The sequence below is a fragment of the Demequina sp. NBRC 110055 genome (assembly GCF_002090135.1).
Lineage (GTDB): Bacteria > Actinomycetota > Actinomycetes > Actinomycetales > Demequinaceae > Demequina.
Window position 1 is genome coordinate 79,074 of sequence record NZ_BBRL01000004.1, and the last position, 17,422, is coordinate 96,495.

Consider the following 17,422-nt stretch of genomic DNA (forward strand, 5'->3'; position numbering starts at 1 on the left):
GGCGTGTGCTCTATCGCTTCACCTCCCATGCGACCACAACTGTCACACGTGTGGGCCAAACCGATCCGCGTCAAGCGACGAGAACGCGCACCAGCATGCCGAGCGACACCACCACAATGAGCACGCGCAGCACCATGGGGTTCACCCGGAGCAGGATGTGGGAGCCGATGTAGGCGCCGATGAGCTGACCCACGATCATGACGGCGCCGATGGCCCACACCATCTTTCCGGCGAACGCGAACACCAGGAGTGACGCGATATTGGTCGCGAAGTTCAGCGTCTTCGCCAACGCGGTCGAGCGACGCAGTGGCAGCGCCTTCAGCGCGACGCCGGAGAGCGCAAACAGCGATCCCGTGCCCGGCCCAAAGGCTCCGTCATAGGCGCCGATGACCGGGACCACGGCGCCCTCATAGGCGCGCTCGGACACTCGCGGCGCCGCGGGGGGCTCATGCGACTTGGGGACGAAGAGGAAGTATGCCGCGATCAGCCCGAGCACCACGGGAATCACGATGTCGAGAGCGTCGGGCGGCACGAACAGGATCGCCACCGACCCCGCGGCCGAGCCGAGGAAGGCCCACAGCATCGGCCGTCTGACGTCACCCCAGCGCACGCCATGGCGGCGGATCACCTGGGTGGTCGCCATGAACGTGCCCGCGGTGCCTTGGAGCTTGTTGGTGCCGAGCGCCTGCAGCGGAGGCACGCCGGCTAGCAACAGCGCGGGCACGGTGATGAGGCCTCCGCCGCCGGCCAAGGTATCGAGGCACCCCGCCAGGAGCGCGACAACACCGAGGACGAGCAGCAGCTGCCAGGTGATCTCCACCTGGGGTTAGCGACCGGTGTAGTTGGGCGCCTCGACGGTCATCTGGATGTCGTGCGGGTGGCTTTCCTTCAGGCCCGCTGCGGTGATGCGGACAAACTTGCCGCGCGAGCGCAGCTCATCGATGGTACGGGCACCCACGTAGAACATGGACTGGCCCAGGCCACCCACGAGCTGACGGGCGACGTCGTGCAGCGAGCCCTTGAAGGGGACGCGACCCTCAATGCCCTCGGGGATGATGTCGTCGTCGCTCGGGGCGTCCGACTGGAAGTAGCGGTCCTTCGAATACGAGACGCGGCCGCGGGAGGCCATCGCGCCCATGGAGCCCATGCCGCGGTAGAGCTTGTACTGCTTGCCGCCCACCAGGACGAGGTCGCCGGGGGCCTCGGCGCAGCCGGCGAACAGCGAGCCGATCATCACGGACTCGGCGCCGGCCACCATCGCCTTCGCAATGTCGCCCGAGTACTGCAGGCCGCCGTCGGCGATGACGGGCACGCCCGCGGGTCCGGCCGCCTGGTAGGCCTCCCACACCGCGGTCACCTGCGGCACGCCTACGCCCGCCACAACGCGGGTGGTGCAGATCGAGCCCGGGCCCACGCCCACCTTGACGGCATCCACGCCGGCGTCGACGAGCGCCTGGGCACCCTCACGGGTCGCGACGTTGCCGCCGATGACCTGAACGTGGCTGGTGGCCGGGTCGGACTTGAGTCGCTTGATCATGTCGATCATCGCCTGGGCGTGGCCGTGGGCGGTGTCGACGACCAACGCATCCACGCCGGCCTCGACCAGCGCGGTCGCACGCTCCCACGCATCGCCGAAGAAACCCACGGCGGCGGCCACACGCAGGCGCCCCTGGTCGTCCTTGGTCGCCTTCGGGTAGCGCTCGGTCTTGACGAAGTCCTTGACGGTGATGAGGCCCGTGAGGCGACCATCGGCGTCAACGAGAGGAAGCTTTTCGACCTTGTGGCGGCCCAGCAGCTCGGCGGCCTCGGCGTTCGAGATGCCCTCAGTCGCGGTGATGAGCGGCATGGGCGTCATCGCCTCGCGCACCTTGAGCGAGTCGTACTCGCCGGGGTCAACGAACCTCAGGTCGCGGTTGGTGATGATGCCCAGCAGGCGACGGTCCTCGTCCACGACGGGCAGGCCGGACACGCGGTACTTGCCGCACAGGGCGTCGAGCTCGGTCAGCGTCGCCTCGGGACCCACCGTGACGGGGTCGGTGATCATTCCCGACTCGGACCGCTTCACGATCTGCACCTGGTGCGCCTGGTCCTCGATGGAGAGGTTGCGGTGCAGGACGCCGATTCCACCCTGACGGGCCATCGCAATCGCCATGCGCGCCTCGGTGACGGTGTCCATCGCGGCGCTGAGCAGCGGCGTCGCGATGCGGATGTCGCGGGTGAGGCGAGTGGACGTGTCCACCTCGGACGGAATGACATCGCTCTGGCCGGGCAGAAGCAGGACGTCGTCGTAGGTCAGGCCGGTGAATCCGAAGGGGTTGTTGAGTTCAGGCGCCATGGCCAGATTCTACGTGGGCCACAACGGGCCGGCGACCGACGCCCTCGGCTCGCCAGTGCGGTTGCATCGATGCACACGGGCACGCGGCGTCGGCTCCCGTCAGGGAGCACGTCCGGCCTCCACGCGAACGTTGCGTGAACTGGACAAATGGGGCTTCCCAAACCCGGATCTTCCAGGTATGAATGTCAGTAGATGGCGTTGCCGAGAGGAAGTCTCCACCCCCATGGAGGTCTCCCGATCGGGCTGTGTGAACACCGACAGTGTCGTGCCTCAAGGACGTGGCGCGACGATTCTCGACAAGAGATGAGGAGTGGGCCATGGAAAGCATCGCCAGGCTTCCCGCACCAACGCAGGACCAGTGGGAGTGGCAGTACGAGGGCGCGTGCCGCGACGCCGATCCCGATCTGTTCTTCCATCCCGAGGGAGAGCGTGGCGCCGCCCGACGACGCCGCGCCGAGGCTGCGAAGCAGTACTGCGCTCGGTGTCCCGTCTTGGACATGTGCCGCGAGCGCTCGCTCGACGCGCGTGAGCCGTTCGGCGTGTGGGGCGGGATGAGCGAGGACGAGCGTCACGCGATGCTCGCGGGGCGCCTCAAGCAGGCGAGCTAGCCCCGGAGGCCGAGCCCGCCACGGTATCGGCCCCAGAGATCACAGAACCCCGGAAGGCCATCGCCTTCCGGGGTTCTGTTGCGCAGCAGCGTTACTGCAGCACGCCAAGCAGGTCGCGCGCCGAGAGGATGAGCAGCTCCTCGCCGCCGTACTTCACCTCGGTGCCGCCGTACTTCGAGTAGATGACCTTGTCACCGACCTGAACGTCCAGCGGGACGCGGTTACCGTTGTCGTCAACGCGACCGGGGCCCACCGCCAGGACCTCGCCCTCCTGGGGCTTCTCCTTGGCGGTGTCGGGGATGACGAGGCCGGACGCGGTGGTCTGCTCGGCGGCAGAGGGCTTCACCACGACCTTGTCCTCAAGAGGCTTGATAGAGACCGACACAGCGGACCTCACCTTCCGTGATCCAGACAGATGTGTGTATCGCGGCTCATCGTCCAGCCTGCCGTCGCGGGGGTCAGGGCGGTTGATGCGGCCACGTGTCCCGTTGCGGGGACGAACCTCAATTTAGCACTCACCTATCGAGAGTGCTAACCGGAAACCGCATGTTCACCGCGCGCGAAGCAGCGCGTGCAAGGATCGTCCCATGGACGCCGCGACCGCCCGCCTGCTGCTCACGCCCGACGGGCTCGCGTTGGTCGATGCGTTGCCCCCGTATGACGCGAAGCGCTCGCTCGCGATGGGCGAGTCGATACGCACCCAGGGGGTCGACCCGGCGCTCGTGGCGGCGGCGCTGACCCAGTCACGACTGCGGGCCGATGCCGTGGGCAAGCTCGGGGATTTCACCAGCGGCATGCTCCTCACCCAGGACGGGCTCGAGCAGGCGACCCGCCTCACGGTGGCCGCGCGGCACGCGGCGCGCTATCGCGACGCCGGCGTGGAGTCCGTCGCCGACCTCACGGCCGGGATCGGGGCCGATGCCATGGCCTTCGCCGCGCTTGGGCTCGACGTGACGGCGATCGAGCGCGACGAGGCGACTGCCCTACTGGCCGATCACAACCTGCGCCATTGGGACACGGCTCGCGTGGTGCATGCGGACTCGATGTCGCTCACAGAGTCGCTGGACGTCGACGCGCTCTTCGCCGACCCTGCCCGGCGCACCGCACGTGGACGCCGGCACGACCCCCAGGACTACGCGCCCGCGCTCGACGACGTGCTCGCGCTGCGTGCCTCTCACCCCGCGTTGGGTGTGAAGGTAGGCCCGGCCATCCCCCACGAGGCCATCCCGGCCGACGCGGAGGCCGAGTGGGTCTCCGTCGACGGCTCCGTCATCGAGGCGGCTCTGTGGCACGGGCCGCTCGCCACTGCGGCCGGGCACGCGGCGCTCGTCGTGCACGGCGACCAGGCGCATCGCCTCACGGGCTCCACCGATCGGGCCGACGCCGGTGAGTTGACTGACTATCTTTACGAGCCGGACGGTGCCGTGATCCGCGCCGGACTGGTGGGTGAAGTTGCCGCGCGTCTCGGCGGCCACCTCGTCGACCCGATGATCGCGTACATCGCCGCACCCGCGCCGGTCGCGACCCCGTTCGCGCGCGGCTACCGCGTCCTCGAGACAGTCCCCCTCAAGCCCAAGGCGATCGCGCAGGCTTTGCGCACACGAAACGTTGGTGCGGTCGACATCAAGAAGCGCGGCGTCGACATCACCCCCGAGCAGCTGCGGCCTCAGCTGAAGCTCAAAGGCGACGAGCGGCTCACGGTCATCCTGACCCGCATGGGCAACCGACGGCTCGCGATCCTCGCCGAGTCGCTGGCGCCCTGACGGAACTCAGATGCCCGAGCGCAGCACCTTGCTCACCATCTGCTGACTGGTCCCCTCAGCGCGGGCAATCGCGCTCTGGGACTGGCCGGCGGCGTGCGCGGCGCGGATGCGCGCCCGGGCAGCGTCGTCGAGCGAGCCCACGCGCTGTGCGGTGGCGCCACCCCGACGACCGGACATGATCGAGTCGACGCTCGCCTTCGAGATGCCGAGCGCCGCTGCCGCCTCGGCTCGGGCCTCGCCAGCCGCGACCCGCTCGCGCACCTCGGCGACGACAGCGTCGGTGAGGCGAGCCCGGGGCTGCGCGGGCGCACCGCCGGCACCGACTCGCGCGCGAGGCGAGGGCACAGCGATGGGACCACCGGCATCGGCCCGCGTCTTGCCCGCCACGATGGCCGACACCGACGTCTGCGCGACGCCAAACTCCTCGGCGAGCTCGACCTGGCGCGCGCCGGCCGAGTACCGCTCGCGCAGCCGCACCACGTCCGCATCGCTCAGCCTGGCCATGACCCCACCCTAGGCGCCGAGGATGAGCGACACGGCAAGCGTGGCCATCACCACCGCGACCACGCCATCGAGCACCCGCCATGCGCCCGGCCGCGCGAGCACGCCGGACAGCAGCCGCGCGCCGTAGCCCAGGGCGGTGAACCACGCGAGGGAGCCGACCATCGCGCCAGCCGCGAAGGCCCACTTCGCCTCGCCATAGGTGCCCGCGACCGAGCCCAGCAGCACCACGGTGTCCAGATACACATGCGGGTTGAGCCATGTGATCGCGAGGGTGGTGCCCACCGCGGCCCACATCCCACGGCCGGTGACCCGGGCATCGGCCGCGCGCAAGCCCTCCTCGGCGCCGCGCCACGCACGCCGGGCCGAGAACACCGCGTAGGTGGCCAGGAAGAGCGCGCCGCCGACACGCGCGGCAGTCTCCACCCACGCGTGCGCACCGATGAGGGCACCCAACCCCGCCGTCCCCACGGAGATGAGGACGGCGTCGGATCCCGCGCACACCACGATCACCGCAAGCACATGCTCGCGACGGATTCCCTGGCGGATTACGAACACGTTTTGGGCTCCGATGGCGGCGATGAGGGAGAGGCCAAGGCCGAGACCAGCGAGAAAGATCATGCGCCGACGCTAATGCGACTCCACCATCAGCACCACCAAGGAAATCTGGATCTGCATTAGTGTGACTTCATGAAGGTTCCCGCCGACCTCGCCCTCACTCTCGCCGCCGCCGTCGACGCCGGCTCGCTCGATGCCGCAACCCGACGGCTCCATGTGACGCAATCCGCGGTGTCGCAGCGCCTGGCGACCCTTGAACGCCTCACGGGTCACGTGCTGTTGGTGCGCTCGCGCCCCGTGCGCGCGACCCCCGCAGGAGAAAACGTGATCCGCTACGCCCGGCAGGTGGCGCATCTCGACGAGGCGCTCGCCGCAGAGCTCGGCGCCGGAGGCGGCGCCAACGCCCTCGCCCTGGCGGTGAACGCGGATTCCCTCGCCACCTGGATCCTCGCTCCCCTCGCGACCGCCGCCACTGAACACGGCGTCCTGTTGCACCTGCATCGAGAGGACGAGGGTCACACCACGGCGCTGCTGGCCAACGGCACGGTCGCAGCCGCCGTGACGACGGTCGCCACACCTGTTCCCGGGTGCACGGTGACGCCGCTCGGCGTACTGACCTACCGGGCCGTCGCCGCGCCGGCATTCGCCCGCCGATGGTTCCCTGACGGGCCGACGGACGCGACGCTGACCGCCGCCCCCGTCCTCGATTTCGACGCCCGCGACACCATCCAGAGCCGCTACCTCGAGTCACGCGGCATCGACCCGTTCGCGCCGCCACGCCACTACGTGCCGTCGTCGACGGAGTTCGCCCGCGCGATTGCCTTGGGGCTCGGCTGGGCTCTACTGCCCGACGTTCAACGCGACGGCCTCGAGCTCGTGGAGCTCGGCGGACCCGAGGTCCACGTCACGTTGTTCTGGCAGCAGTGGCGCACGCATGCGCCGGCGCTGGTCGCGATGGCCGATGCCGTGAGGGCCGCGGCCAGCGAGGCGCTCTCCCCCGTTGCTACGCCAGGACGCGCGTGAGAGGCATCGAGGAGTCCACGCCGTAGCCCAGGTCGGACGGCGCGAGGCCGCGTCGCACCACGGCGGCACCGAGCGCGGCGATCATCGCGCCGTTGTCGGTGCAGTAGCGGATCGGCGGGATGCGCACGTCGATGCCCGCCTCCTCGCCACGGCGCGTCGCCATCTCGCGCAGCTGCGAGTTCGCCGAGAACCCACCGCCGATGACGAGGGTCTCGATACCGTGCTCGCGGCACGCGTTGAGCGTCTTCATGACGAGCACGTCGGCGACCGCATCCGCGAAGGACGCGGCGACGTCGTTGATGGGGATCTCACGGCCAGCGTCGCGCTCGCGCTCCACCCAGCGGGCGACGGCGGTCTTGAGGCCGGAGAAGGAGAAGTCGTAGGCGTGCTTCTCCTGGAACTTCGGGGCGGTGAGGGCACGCGGGAAGGGGATGGCCGTCGGGTCACCCTCGCGGGCCAGCCGATCGATGTGCGGGCCGCCCGGATAGGGCAGCTCGAGCAGCCGGCCCACCTTGTCGAAGGCCTCGCCCGCGGCATCGTCCAGCGTGTGACCCAACTCGGTGACCTGGGTGGCGACGTCCTCGATCTTCAGCAACGACGTGTGGCCGCCCGACACCACGAGCGCCATGACCTTCTCGGGAAACTCGCCGTGCACCAGCTCGTCGACGGCAGCGTGGCCAATCACGTGATTGACCCCGTGTAGCGGCTTGCCGAGCGCCACCGCAAGCGACTTCGCGGCCGCGTTGCCCACGGTCAGCGAGCCCACGAGTCCGGGGCCGGCCGCGACAGCAATCGCGTCGACGTCGTTCAGTGTCTTGCCCGCGCGGCTCAGGGCCTCCTCGAGCGTGGGCACGAAGGCCTCGAGGTGGGCGCGGCTGGCCACCTCGGGGACGATGCCGCCGAAGCGCGCGTGCTCGTCCATCGACGACGCGGTGACGTCGACGAGGAGCTCGCCGCCTTGCACGAGCGCCACGCCCGTCTCGTCGCAGGTGCTCTCGATGCCCAATACCAACGGATCCACGGGCCCGAGTCTAGTTCGCTTCGCACGGGCGGCCGATGCGGAGGCCACCTTTCGCTGGCCCCTCACCTGGTCGGCGCGGCCCGAGGGCCGCGAGACAATAGTTGACATGTCTACTAACTTCGCGATCGATGCCGCAGCCCGCGCCACCCTTTTCACCGACGCCCGCTCGGCTCTGCAGTGGGACGAGCGCCCCGTCTCGATGGACGTGGTCCACGAGGTCTGGGACCTCATCAAGTGGGGCCCGACCGCGAACAACACCGTTCCGCTGCGCGTGCTCGCCGCCACCTCCGAGGATGCCCGGGCGGAGGTGCTTGCCGCCGCCGCAGCGGGCAATCGTGACAAGGTCGCCGCCGCCCCGCTGGTACTGGTGGCCGCGCGCGACGAGCGCTTCCACGACACCTTCGCCGTCACCGGAGGCTCTCAGAGCGCCGCCGCACGCTTCGAGGCCGACCCGGAGGCCCGTACCCGCTTCTCCCACACCAACACCATGTTGCAGACGGGATACCTGATCCTCGGGCTGCGCGCGGCGGGTCTCGCGGTGCGCCCCGTGGGCGGCTTCGACCGTGCCGCACTCGACAGCGCCCTCCTGGCGGATTCGTCGTGGCGCTCCGAGCTCGTGCTCCTCGTGGGCTACCCGGCCGAGTCACACGGCGCGGGCGAGCGCAAGGGCCGCATGAGCGCGGAGCAGGCCATCCGGGAGCTGTAACCGCGGCTGGGCTAGTGCCCCGCGCCCAGGTTTCCGGACAGCCGGCCGTGACGGGCCGCCGAGTCCTCGTTGAGCCCCACGATCTCGACGGTCTTGCCGCGCGACTCGTACTTGGTGCGCACGGCATCGAGGGTCGCCACGGTCGAGGCGTCCCACACGTGCGCGCCGGACATGTCGATGACGATCCGCGAAGGGTCTCCTGAGTAGTCGAACTGGTACACCAGGTCGTTCGAGGACGCGAAGAACAGTTCGCCGCTCACGGCGTAGACACGCTCGTCGTCCTCGTCGGAGGCGTCGAGCCGGGTGACCGTCGTGAGGTGGGCGACGCGACGCGCGAACAGCACCATGGCGATGATGACCCCCACGAGCACGCCGTAGGCGAGGTTGTGGGTCCACACGGTTACGACGACGGTGGCGAGCATCACGAGCGTTTCGGACTTGGGCATCCGGCGCAGCGTGGCCGGTCGAATCGAGTGCCAGTCGAACGTGCCGACGGACACCATGATCATCACGGCCACGAGCGCGCCCATGGGCATGAGCGCCACCACGTCGCCCAGCCCGACCACGAGGATGAGTAGGAACACGCCTGCCAGGAACGTCGAAATCCGCGTGCGGGCACCCGAGGCCTTCACGTTGATCATCGTCTGCCCGATCATCGCGCAGCCACCCATGCCGCCAAAGAAGCCGGTAATGACGTTCGCGGCGCCCTGACCCCACGCCTCCCGCGTCTTGTTGGAGTGCGTGTCGGTGACGTCGTCGACGAGCTTGGCGGTCATCAGCGACTCGAGCAGCCCGACGAGCGCCATGGCGAGGGCGTAGGGGGCGATGATCTGGAGCGTCTCGAGCGTCAGGGGCACATTCGGGAACAGCAGCGACGGCAGGGACTCGGGCAGGGCACCCTCATCGCCCACGGTCGGCACGGAGATTCCGCCGAGGACCGCCGCGGCGGTCAGCAGCACGATCGCCACGAGTGGCGCGGGCACCACCGACGTCCAGCGCGGCAGGAACACCATGATCGCGATTCCGATCGCGACCATCGGGTACACGGTCCACGGCACGTCGATGAGGTGGGGCAACTGCGCCGTGAAGATCAGGATGGCGAGCGCGTTGACGAAGCCGACCATGACGGAGCGCGGGATGAACCGCATGAGTTTCGCCACACCCAGCAGGCCCAGCGCCACCTGGATCACCCCGGCGAGGATCACCGCAGCCACCAGGTAGTCGAGTCCATGCGACTCGACCAGCGGCGCGATCACGAGTGCCACGGCTCCCGTGGCCGCCGAGATCATCGCGGGACGTCCGCCGAGGAAGGCGATCGAGACGGCCATGGTGAAGGACGCGAAGAGTCCCACGCGCGGGTCCACGCCGGCGATGATCGAGAACGCGATGGCCTCGGGGATCAGCGCGAGCGCGACCACGAGTCCCGCCAGCACCTCCGTCCTGAGGCGCCGCGGCGAGCGCAGCGCGGCGCGCACCGAGTAGGAGGCGTCCGCCTCGGGGGCGCCCGTCACGGGCGCGGGCTCGGGAAGGCGGTCGGAGGGCAGGGCAGGCACAGGAGTGTCCTCACGTCGACAATGATGGGTGGCCGATGCTGTGGTCGGCTGACGGGCCCGCTCCCACTTTCGGCGGGGCCGGGCCGCGCAGAACTCTACCGCAACGTCAGAGTTAGCGACGGGGCCCCTGCCGCCCGGGATAATGACGCCATGACTGACGCCACACCCACCACCCACCACATCGGCGCCGTGGCCGAGCGCACCGGCCTGTCGTTGCGATCGCTGCGCCACTGGGAAGAGGTGGGGCTCATCACGCCCTCCGCGCGCACGGAGGGGGGTTTTCGGCTCTACACCGAGGACGACATCGACCGCATCCTGCTGGTGCGCCGCATGAAGCCACTGGGCTACACGCTCGAGGAAATGGGCGACCTGTTGACCCTCTCCGAGACCATGGCGGACGGCGCCGATGCCGCCGCGATCGGACAGCTGGAATCGCTCCTCGAGGACGCTGAGGCGCGCCGCGAAAAGCTCAGCGAGCGGCTGGCCATGGCCGACGAGTTCATCAGCATCCTCCAGCGCCGCCGGCGCGACGTCACCGCCCGGTAGGTCCTAGGCGAGTCGACGCCGCATGACCAACGCATCGAGACCCTCGGGCTGGTAGTAGCGAGGACGCACGCGGACATCCTCGAAGCCATAGGAGCGGTACAGCGCCAGCGCGCCAACGTTGGTGGTCGCCACCTCGAGCCACGCATCGGGAGCACCAAGCCGCCGCGCCTCCGCGAGGAAATCGTCCATGATGAGGCGCGCCAGTCCGTGGCGGCGGGCCGCGGGGGCGATGGCGAGGTTCATCAGATGGAAGGCGTCGCCCTCATAGCCATACACCGCGTAGCCGGCAAGCACGCCATCGCGTTCCACGCCACGCCAGCGCGAGAAGCCGTGCAGGAAGTCCTCGCGAATGAGCGAGGGCGACCAGGCGGAGCGGCCAAAGATCTCGCGCTCGCGCGCGGCGACCCACTCGAGATCGGCCTCGGTCAGATCGCGCAGCATCGCGCCCGAGTCAGGCCCCTGGGACGCCATGCACGTCGGGGCGGCGCAGGTACATCGGCTCGATCGGGAAGTCCTTCTCGCCCCTCGCAAGGGAGCGCACCGCCACGCGCGCGAGCCAAGCGGGGTCCACGTCACCGCCCTCGGCGGCAGGGAAGGCGTCGGGATAGAGCAGCGCGCCGCGGCCGATGGCCGAGCCTGCAGGGACCACGTCGCCGGGGGCGGCAACGGACGGCCCGTCGATCCTCTCGCCGTCGCGGTAGGTGGCCCAGTAGACCTCCTTGCGCCGGGCATCGGCCACCACCGTGACCTCGCCGCCGTGGGCGGCCGCGAGCGCATCCAGCGAGCACACCCCCAGCACGGGAACGCCCCAGGCGAAGCCCAGGGTGCGCGCCGAGACGAGGCCCACGCGCAGACCGGTGAACGGCGCGGGGCCGGTACCCACCACGATGCGAGAGACGTCGGCACCGGTCGCACCGGCATCGGCCAGCACGTGCTCGACAAAGCCCGAGAGCAACTCGGCGTGCCCGCGAGGAGCGAACTCGGCGCGCTCGGAAAGGACGTTCTCAGCACCGTCGTCGAGCAGCGCCACGGAGACGGACGCGGAGGTGTCGATGGCCAGAATCATGAGGTCAAGCCTAGTTCGCGGGCAGTTCGACGTCCGACCAGCGGCCGCCGTGGGCGACGATGCGCACCTCGCGCACGCCCACGTCCGGGTTCGCGAGGTCCACGTCGCCTCCGCGCTCGCGCGTCAGCGTGAGGTGCAGGCGGTCGTCGGCGAGCTGCTCGGCCTTGTCCTCGCCCCACTCGACCACCGTGATGGAGTCCTCGAGCGTCGAGTCAAGGTCGAGATCGTCGAGCTCGGCGAGCGATCCGAGCCGGTAGGCGTCGACGTGGATCAGGCCCGGACCGCCCACCTCGGACGGATGGGTGCGAGCAATGATGAAGGTGGGGCTCGCGACGGGTCCGCGGACGCCGATCGCGTCGCCCAAACCTTGGGTGAAGGTGGTCTTGCCCGCGCCGAGGTCGCCGCTCAAGATGAGCAGATCACCGGGACGCAGCAGGGGTGCGACCACCCGAGCGGCAAAGGCGCGCATCGCGTCGGCATCGGGAATCGTGACGGTCTCGTCGATCATGCGTCCTCCTTGGGTCGAAGTCCCCCGAAGCGACAGACGACCTCGTAGTCGATGGTGCCGATGGCATCGGCCCAGTCCGTGGCGCTGGGACCGCCGGGGCCGATCAGGGTGGCGACATCCCCCTCGCTCACCTCCGTGGCGGGGCCGAGGTCCACAACGAACTGGTCCATGCAGACGCGCCCGGCGATCGTGTACCGACGGCCGCGGATCTCGACCTCGGCACGGCCGCCGGCAGCCCGGAACACGCCGTCGGCGTAGCCCGCGCTGATGAGCCCCAGGGTGGTCGCGTAGGGAGTGACGTACTCGTGGCCGTAGCTCACGCCCTGGCCGGCCGACACGTCCTTGACGAGCACCACCCGCGAGCGCACCGCCATCGCCGCACGCAAACCGAAGTCCTCCCCCGCCGGGTCCGCGATAGGCGGCAGCCCGTACAGTGCGATGCCGGGGCGGACCAGGTCGAAATGCAGGTCGGGGCGCGTGAGGGTGCACGCCGAGTTCGCGAGGTGGCGCACCTCCAGCTCGATGTCCCGCTCCGCGACGGCCACCAGGGCCGCGCGAAAGTTCTCGGCCTGCAGGTCGATGGTCTCGTGACCCGGCTGATCGGCCCAGGCGAGGTGCGACCACATGCCGACCATGCGCACGTGACCGGCGGCCTGGGCCTCCGCCGCGGCGTCCACCAATGCCGGCAGGTCGTGGAGGGTGACGCCCTCGCGGCCCAGGCCGGTGTCCACGCAGACATGGATCCGGGCCGGTCGCGTCAGGTCGCGTGCAGCGGCGACCACCACCTCGAGCACCGCGAGCGAGGAGACTGACAGGTCGACGTCGGCGGCGATGAGGGCCCGCGCCGGCACCTCGGTGCCGTACAGCCAGGTGAAGATGCGACCGGTATCGCCGGCCGCGCGCAGGGCGAGGGCCTCGCCCGGCTGAGCGACTCCCAGCCACGCCGCTCCCCCGGCCCGAGCGGCGGCGGCGGCGCCGACGAGCCCATGTCCATACGCATCGGCCTTCACCACGGCCATCACGTCGGCGTCACCGGCCATCTCGCGCAAGATGCCCACGTTGTGGGTGATTGCGGCGTGGTCGATGGTGATCTCGAGAGCGCTCATCAGTCTCCTTCCGCCACCACGACGGCGGAGGCGATGCCCGCGTCGTGCGACAACGACAGGTGCAGGTGGGTGATGCCCAACTCGGCCGCGCGCGCCGCGACGGTGCCGCGCATGGTCATGACGGGCCGGCCCGACTCCTCGCGCAGCACCTCGGCATCATGCCAGTGCAGGCCTGCCGGAGCGCCCAGCGCCTTGGCCAGGGCCTCCTTCGCAGCCCACCGCGCGGCAAGCGAGTGCGGACCGAATTCGCGCTCATCCGGGGTGAAGACGCGCTCGACGAAGGACGGCGACTTCGCGAGCGTCTCCTCGAACCGCGCGATCTCGACCACGTCGATGCCGACGCCCAGCACCGGCATTATTCGACCGTGACGGACTTGGCGAGGTTGCGCGGCTGGTCCACGTCGTAGCCCTTCGCGGCAGCGAGCTCGTGGGCGAAGATCTGCAGCGGGATGACCGACAGCAGCGGCGTCATGAGCACGGGCGCGCTGGGCACGTAGAACGTGTGGGCCGCGTGTGAAGCCGCGACCGTGTCGCCCTCCTCGGCGATGACCAGCGTGCGGGCGCCGCGGGCGCGGACCTCCTGCACGTTGGACAGCACCTTGGCGTGTAGCGACTCGCGCCCGCGCGGGCTCGGCACCACCACGAACACCGGCTGGTCCTGCTCGACGAGAGCGATCGGGCCGTGCTTCAGCTCGCCCGCGGCGAAGCCCTCGGCGTGGATGTACGCCAGCTCCTTGAGCTTAAGCGCCCCCTCGAGCGCTACGGGGAAGCCCACGTGGCGGCCCAGGAAGAGCACCGTGCGCTCGTTCGCCATGGAGCGTGCCACCTCGCGGATGGGCTCGGACGTGTCGAGCACACGCTGGATCTTCGCGGGCATGGCGTCCAGGTCGGCCAGCAGCGCATCGATCTCGTCGGGGAACTTATTGCCGCGCAACTCCGCGAGGTAAATGCCCAGCAGGTAGCCGGCGGTGATCTGCGCGAGGAAGGCCTTCGTCGAGGCGACCGCGATCTCGGGTCCGGCGCGGGTGTACAGCACGGCATCGGCCTCGCGCGCGATGGTCGAGCCCTGCGCGTTGACGATGCCGATCACGGTGGCGCCCTGCTGCTGCGCGTGGCGCACGGCCATGATGGTGTCCATCGTCTCGCCGGACTGGCTGACAGCCACCACGAGGGTCTTCACCGACACGATGGGGTCGCGGTAGCGGAACTCGTGCGACAGCTCAACCTCGACCGGGATGCGCGTCCAGTGCTCGATCGCGTAGCGCGCCACCTGGCCCGCATAGGAGGCGGTCCCGCACGCGATGACGATGATCTTGTCGATGGACTTGAGGATGTACTCGTCGACCATGCCCTCGTCGAGCTTGAGCCGGCCCTTCTCGTCGAGGCGGCCGCGCAGCGTGTCGGCGACGGCCGCGGGCTGGTCGTAGATCTCCTTCTCCATGAAGGTCGCGAAGCCGCCCTTTTCGGCCGCGGAGGCGTCCCAGTCCACGTGGTACGGCTCGCGCTCGACGACGGCGCCATTCGCATCGGTGACCACGACCCCCTCGGGCGTGATCTCGACGACCTCGTCCTGACCGAGCTCGAGCGCGGTACGGGTGTGCTCGATGAACGCCACGACGTCGGAGCCCAGGAAGTTCTCGCCCTCGCCCAGGCCCACCACGAGCGGCGAGTTGCGGCGCGCGCCCACGACGACGTCGGGCTCATGCGAGTCGACGGCGAGGAGCGTGAAGGCGCCCTCAAGCCGGCGCGCGGCGGCGCGCATGGCATCGGCCAGGCTCAACCCCGACTCGACGAGCGAACCCAACAGGTGGCCCGCGACCTCCGTGTCCGTGTCGGACAGGAAGTCGATGCCCTGCGCCGCGAGCTCGGCGCGCAGTTCGCCGTGGTTCTCGATGATCCCGTTGTGGATGATCGCGATGCGCCCGCCCAACGCGAGGTGGGGGTGCGCGTTGGCATCGGTGGGGGCACCATGCGTGGCCCAGCGGGTGTGACCGATGGCGGCCGATGCCGCGGGCAGCGGGGTCTCCGCGATCGCCTTGGCGAGCTTCTCGAGCTTGCCGGCCTTCTTGGCGGTGGCGACGCGGTCCCGGTCGTCGGCCACGAGGGCAATGCCCGCCGAGTCGTAGCCGCGGTACTCGAGCCTCGCCAGACCCCCCATGACGACACCCTGAGCACGGTCAGACGCCGCCCCCGCCCCGACGTAACCGACGATTCCACACATGCGGACGAGTCTACGGCGGCAAGCCCGCGGCACGGCACAGCACGCACGATGCGGAACAATGGTGGCCGTGAGTCCCCGTACCTCGCCCGCCTCGGACGGCCCCTTCACGACCTTTTCTCGTGACCAGTGGGCCGCGCTCGCCACGACCACGCCCTTGCCTCTCACGCAGGAGGACATCCGCCGCGTACGTGGGCTGGGCGACCCCATCGACCTCGCCGAGGTCGACAAGATCTACCGCCCCCTGTCGCGTCTGCTCGACCTGTACTCGGGCGCCATCGGGGGCTTGCACTCCGCGACGAGCGCGTTCCTGGGCGAGTCCACGGGGCGCACGCCCTACGTCATCGGCATCGCCGGTTCGGTCGCGGTGGGTAAGTCCACGACCGCGCGCGTGCTGCGAGAACTCATGGCGCGGTGGCCCCACTCGCCTCGCGTCGAGCTCATCACTACCGACGGCTTCCTGCACCCCAACGCCGTCCTCGCCGAGCGTGGCCTGCTCCAGCGCAAGGGTTTCCCTGAGTCGTATGACAGGCGCGCCCTGCGCCAGTTCATCGCGGACGTGAAGTCCGGCGTCGACGAGGTCAGCGCGCCGGTCTATTCGCACATCACGTACGACATCGTTCCCGGCGAGCGTGCCGTGGTGCGCCGCCCCGACATCCTCATCGTCGAGGGTCTCAACGTGCTCCAGCCGGCCAGCCCCCGTGACCTTGATGAGACGGCACTGGCGGTGTCGGACTACTTCGACGTGTCGATCTACGTGGATGCCGAGCCCACCGACGTGCGCCGCTGGTACATCGACCGCTTCCTGTCACTGCGCTCGACGGCGTTCTCGCGGCCAGACTCGTACTTCCTCAACTACGCGGACCTCACCGACGAGGAGGCCGTCGAGAAGGCCGGCCACATCTGGGACTCGATCAACGCACCCAACCTCGCGCGCAACATCGCTCCCACGCGCTCGCGCGCGACCATCATCCTGTCCAAGGGAGCGGACCACCAGGTCCAGTCCGTGCACATGCGCAAGCTCTAGGCGGCCTGCGGCGCGCTACGCGGGTTTGCGAGCCACCAGCGTGAAGGTGGTCGGGATGCGCGACCGTAGAGGCTCCGGGTACGCGTAGTCGCCGCCAGGCAGCTCCTCCATGAGGTCCGAAAACTTCCACGGCAGCGTCGTTCCCTCGTCGAAGGCCACCAGGTCGAGACCCGCGCTGAGCAGCGCTGTCACGGTCTCCGATAGCGCGTGCGGGTACTCCAGCGTGCGCGGGCTCGTCACGGTGCCGTCGCCCGCGTATGTCGACTGGTCGTTCCACTCGATCGCGTCGCCGTTGGCGAAGTAGCGGTAGCGGGTCACCAGGCGGTCAGCGGTCTCGTCGAGCGAGTACAGCGCCGGGTGGCCGTCGCGGATATAGAAGATGCCTCCCGGACGCAGGAGCGCTGCCACCTGTGCGGCCCAGCGATCGAGGTCGCTCAGCCAGGTGATGGCGCCGATGGACGTGTACACGAGGTCGAAGGCGCCTGAGACGGCCGCGCGCGCGTCGAGGACATCGGTCTCGACCCAGGTCGCGGCAAGTCCGAGCTCGGCGGCAAGTGCCTTGCCGGCCGCGAGCGCCGCAGGAGAGAAGTCCACCCCTGTCACGTGCGCGCCTGCCCGAGCGAGCGAGAGGGTGTCGGTGCCGATGTGGCACTGCAGGTGGCAGACCTCGAGCCCCGCGATGCCCGCAGGGAGATGGCGGCCGAGCGCCTCGAGGTCGTCGTGCACGACGGTGCTCATGGCGGACGGGTCCGCGCGCAGCGCGGCCACCTCGGGATACGCGTCAACGTGAAGCGGTACGCGAGCCTCCCAGTTCGCGAGGTTGACGGACCTCGCCTCCTCCCAGGTGACGGCGGCATCGGCGCCTTGTTCGCTCATGGACCGA

20 protein-coding genes are annotated in these 17,422 nt (G+C 69.7%); 6 read left to right on the plus strand and 14 right to left on the minus strand.

Annotated elements, in window-relative coordinates; translation table 11 throughout:
- Positions 1 to 70: 70 nt before the first annotated feature.
- Positions 71 to 820, minus strand: coding sequence for a TSUP family transporter (locus tag B7K24_RS00355; RefSeq protein WP_084127852.1), 750 nt, complete (start codon positions 818 to 820; stop codon positions 71 to 73).
- A 6-nt stretch (positions 821 to 826) separates the two neighbouring features.
- On the minus strand, positions 827 to 2,335 hold the full coding sequence (gene guaB / locus B7K24_RS00360; protein WP_084127854.1) for an IMP dehydrogenase: 1,509 nt from the start codon (positions 2,333 to 2,335) through the stop codon (positions 827 to 829).
- 317 nt (positions 2,336 to 2,652) lie between these two features.
- Between guaB and B7K24_RS00365 the strand changes: the two genes are divergently transcribed.
- On the plus strand, positions 2,653 to 2,943 hold the full coding sequence (locus B7K24_RS00365; RefSeq protein WP_084127856.1) for a WhiB family transcriptional regulator: 291 nt from the start codon (positions 2,653 to 2,655) through the stop codon (positions 2,941 to 2,943).
- Positions 2,944 to 3,034: 91 nt separating this feature from the next.
- Here the strand turns inward: B7K24_RS00365 and groES are convergent, their stop codons facing one another.
- Entirely contained in the window at positions 3,035 to 3,328 is a 294-nt protein-coding gene (gene groES / locus B7K24_RS00370) for a co-chaperone GroES (RefSeq protein WP_084127858.1), read from the minus strand.
- Positions 3,329 to 3,530: 202 nt separating this feature from the next.
- Here groES and B7K24_RS00375 point away from each other — a divergent pair, with 202 nt between their 5' ends.
- Positions 3,531 to 4,706 carry a class I SAM-dependent methyltransferase gene (locus tag B7K24_RS00375; protein ID WP_084127859.1) on the plus strand — a complete coding sequence of 392 codons (1,176 nt, stop codon included), beginning with the start codon at positions 3,531 to 3,533 and terminating at the stop codon, positions 4,704 to 4,706.
- 6 nt (positions 4,707 to 4,712) lie between these two features.
- On the opposite strand, the gene B7K24_RS00380 is transcribed toward B7K24_RS00375, so the two are convergent.
- Entirely contained in the window at positions 4,713 to 5,210 is a 498-nt protein-coding gene (locus B7K24_RS00380) for a hypothetical protein (RefSeq protein ID WP_084127861.1), read from the minus strand.
- A 9-nt stretch (positions 5,211 to 5,219) separates the two neighbouring features.
- A complete protein-coding gene (locus B7K24_RS00385) occupies positions 5,220 to 5,828 on the minus strand; it encodes a LysE/ArgO family amino acid transporter (protein WP_084127863.1) in 609 nt (202 codons plus the stop codon).
- 69 nt (positions 5,829 to 5,897) lie between these two features.
- Between B7K24_RS00385 and B7K24_RS00390 the strand changes: the two genes are divergently transcribed.
- On the plus strand, positions 5,898 to 6,788 hold the full coding sequence (locus tag B7K24_RS00390) for an ArgP/LysG family DNA-binding transcriptional regulator (protein ID WP_084127864.1): 891 nt from the start codon (positions 5,898 to 5,900) through the stop codon (positions 6,786 to 6,788).
- Here B7K24_RS00390 and tsaD read toward each other — a convergent pair.
- The gene (gene tsaD / locus B7K24_RS00395; protein WP_234986498.1) at positions 6,769 to 7,809 is read right to left on the minus strand and encodes a tRNA (adenosine(37)-N6)-threonylcarbamoyltransferase complex transferase subunit TsaD; all 1,041 of its coding nucleotides are present in this window, start codon (positions 7,807 to 7,809) and stop codon (positions 6,769 to 6,771) included. The two genes, B7K24_RS00390 and tsaD, sit on opposite strands and share 20 nt — an antisense overlap.
- Positions 7,810 to 7,915: 106 nt before the next feature.
- Between tsaD and B7K24_RS00400 the strand changes: the two genes are divergently transcribed.
- On the plus strand, positions 7,916 to 8,515 hold the full coding sequence (locus tag B7K24_RS00400; RefSeq protein WP_159449088.1) for a malonic semialdehyde reductase: 600 nt from the start codon (positions 7,916 to 7,918) through the stop codon (positions 8,513 to 8,515).
- An 11-nt stretch (positions 8,516 to 8,526) separates the two neighbouring features.
- Here B7K24_RS00400 and B7K24_RS00405 read toward each other — a convergent pair whose 3' ends face one another.
- Positions 8,527 to 10,068 (minus strand): SulP family inorganic anion transporter, encoded by a 1,542-nt coding sequence (locus B7K24_RS00405; RefSeq protein ID WP_200808256.1) that lies wholly within the window; start codon positions 10,066 to 10,068, stop codon positions 8,527 to 8,529.
- A gap of 150 nt (positions 10,069 to 10,218) precedes the next feature.
- On the opposite strand from B7K24_RS00405, the gene B7K24_RS00410 reads away from it, so the two are divergent.
- A complete protein-coding gene (locus B7K24_RS00410; RefSeq protein WP_084127870.1) occupies positions 10,219 to 10,614 on the plus strand; it encodes a MerR family transcriptional regulator in 396 nt (131 codons plus the stop codon).
- Between the two features lie 3 nt (positions 10,615 to 10,617).
- On the opposite strand, the gene rimI is transcribed toward B7K24_RS00410, so the two are convergent.
- The 6 genes from rimI to glmS are packed head-to-tail and all read right to left on the minus strand — an operon-like array spanning position 10,618 to position 15,515.
- Entirely contained in the window at positions 10,618 to 11,085 is a 468-nt protein-coding gene (gene rimI, locus B7K24_RS00415) for a ribosomal protein S18-alanine N-acetyltransferase (RefSeq protein WP_084127871.1), read from the minus strand.
- Entirely contained in the window at positions 11,066 to 11,680 is a 615-nt protein-coding gene (tsaB, locus tag B7K24_RS00420; protein WP_084127873.1) for a tRNA (adenosine(37)-N6)-threonylcarbamoyltransferase complex dimerization subunit type 1 TsaB, read from the minus strand. The genes rimI and tsaB overlap by 20 nt, the downstream gene beginning before the upstream one ends.
- Positions 11,681 to 11,690: 10 nt before the next feature.
- On the minus strand, positions 11,691 to 12,188 hold the full coding sequence (gene tsaE, locus B7K24_RS00425; protein WP_084127874.1) for a tRNA (adenosine(37)-N6)-threonylcarbamoyltransferase complex ATPase subunit type 1 TsaE: 498 nt from the start codon (positions 12,186 to 12,188) through the stop codon (positions 11,691 to 11,693).
- Positions 12,185 to 13,294, minus strand: coding sequence for an alanine racemase (alr, locus tag B7K24_RS00430; RefSeq protein ID WP_084127876.1), 1,110 nt, complete (start codon positions 13,292 to 13,294; stop codon positions 12,185 to 12,187). The genes tsaE and alr overlap by 4 nt, the downstream gene beginning before the upstream one ends.
- Entirely contained in the window at positions 13,294 to 13,650 is a 357-nt protein-coding gene (locus B7K24_RS00435) for a holo-ACP synthase (protein ID WP_084127878.1), read from the minus strand. Before B7K24_RS00435 ends, alr begins: the two co-directional genes overlap by 1 nt.
- Positions 13,650 to 15,515: a glutamine--fructose-6-phosphate transaminase (isomerizing) gene (glmS, locus tag B7K24_RS00440; RefSeq protein ID WP_084127879.1), complete on the minus strand. Its 1,866-nt coding sequence runs from the start codon at positions 15,513 to 15,515 to the stop codon at positions 13,650 to 13,652. Before glmS ends, B7K24_RS00435 begins: the two co-directional genes overlap by 1 nt.
- 58 nt (positions 15,516 to 15,573) lie before the next feature.
- Here glmS and coaA point away from each other — a divergent pair, with 58 nt between their 5' ends.
- Positions 15,574 to 16,539, plus strand: a complete 966-nt coding sequence (gene coaA, locus B7K24_RS00445; RefSeq protein ID WP_084127881.1) for a type I pantothenate kinase — start codon at positions 15,574 to 15,576, stop codon at positions 16,537 to 16,539.
- Between the two features lie 15 nt (positions 16,540 to 16,554).
- Here the strand turns inward: coaA and B7K24_RS00450 are convergent, their stop codons facing one another.
- Complete coding sequence (locus tag B7K24_RS00450; protein WP_084127882.1) at positions 16,555 to 17,415, minus strand: bifunctional 2-polyprenyl-6-hydroxyphenol methylase/3-demethylubiquinol 3-O-methyltransferase UbiG; 861 nt, start codon at positions 17,413 to 17,415, stop codon at positions 16,555 to 16,557.
- Between the last annotated feature and the right edge of the window lie 7 nt (positions 17,416 to 17,422).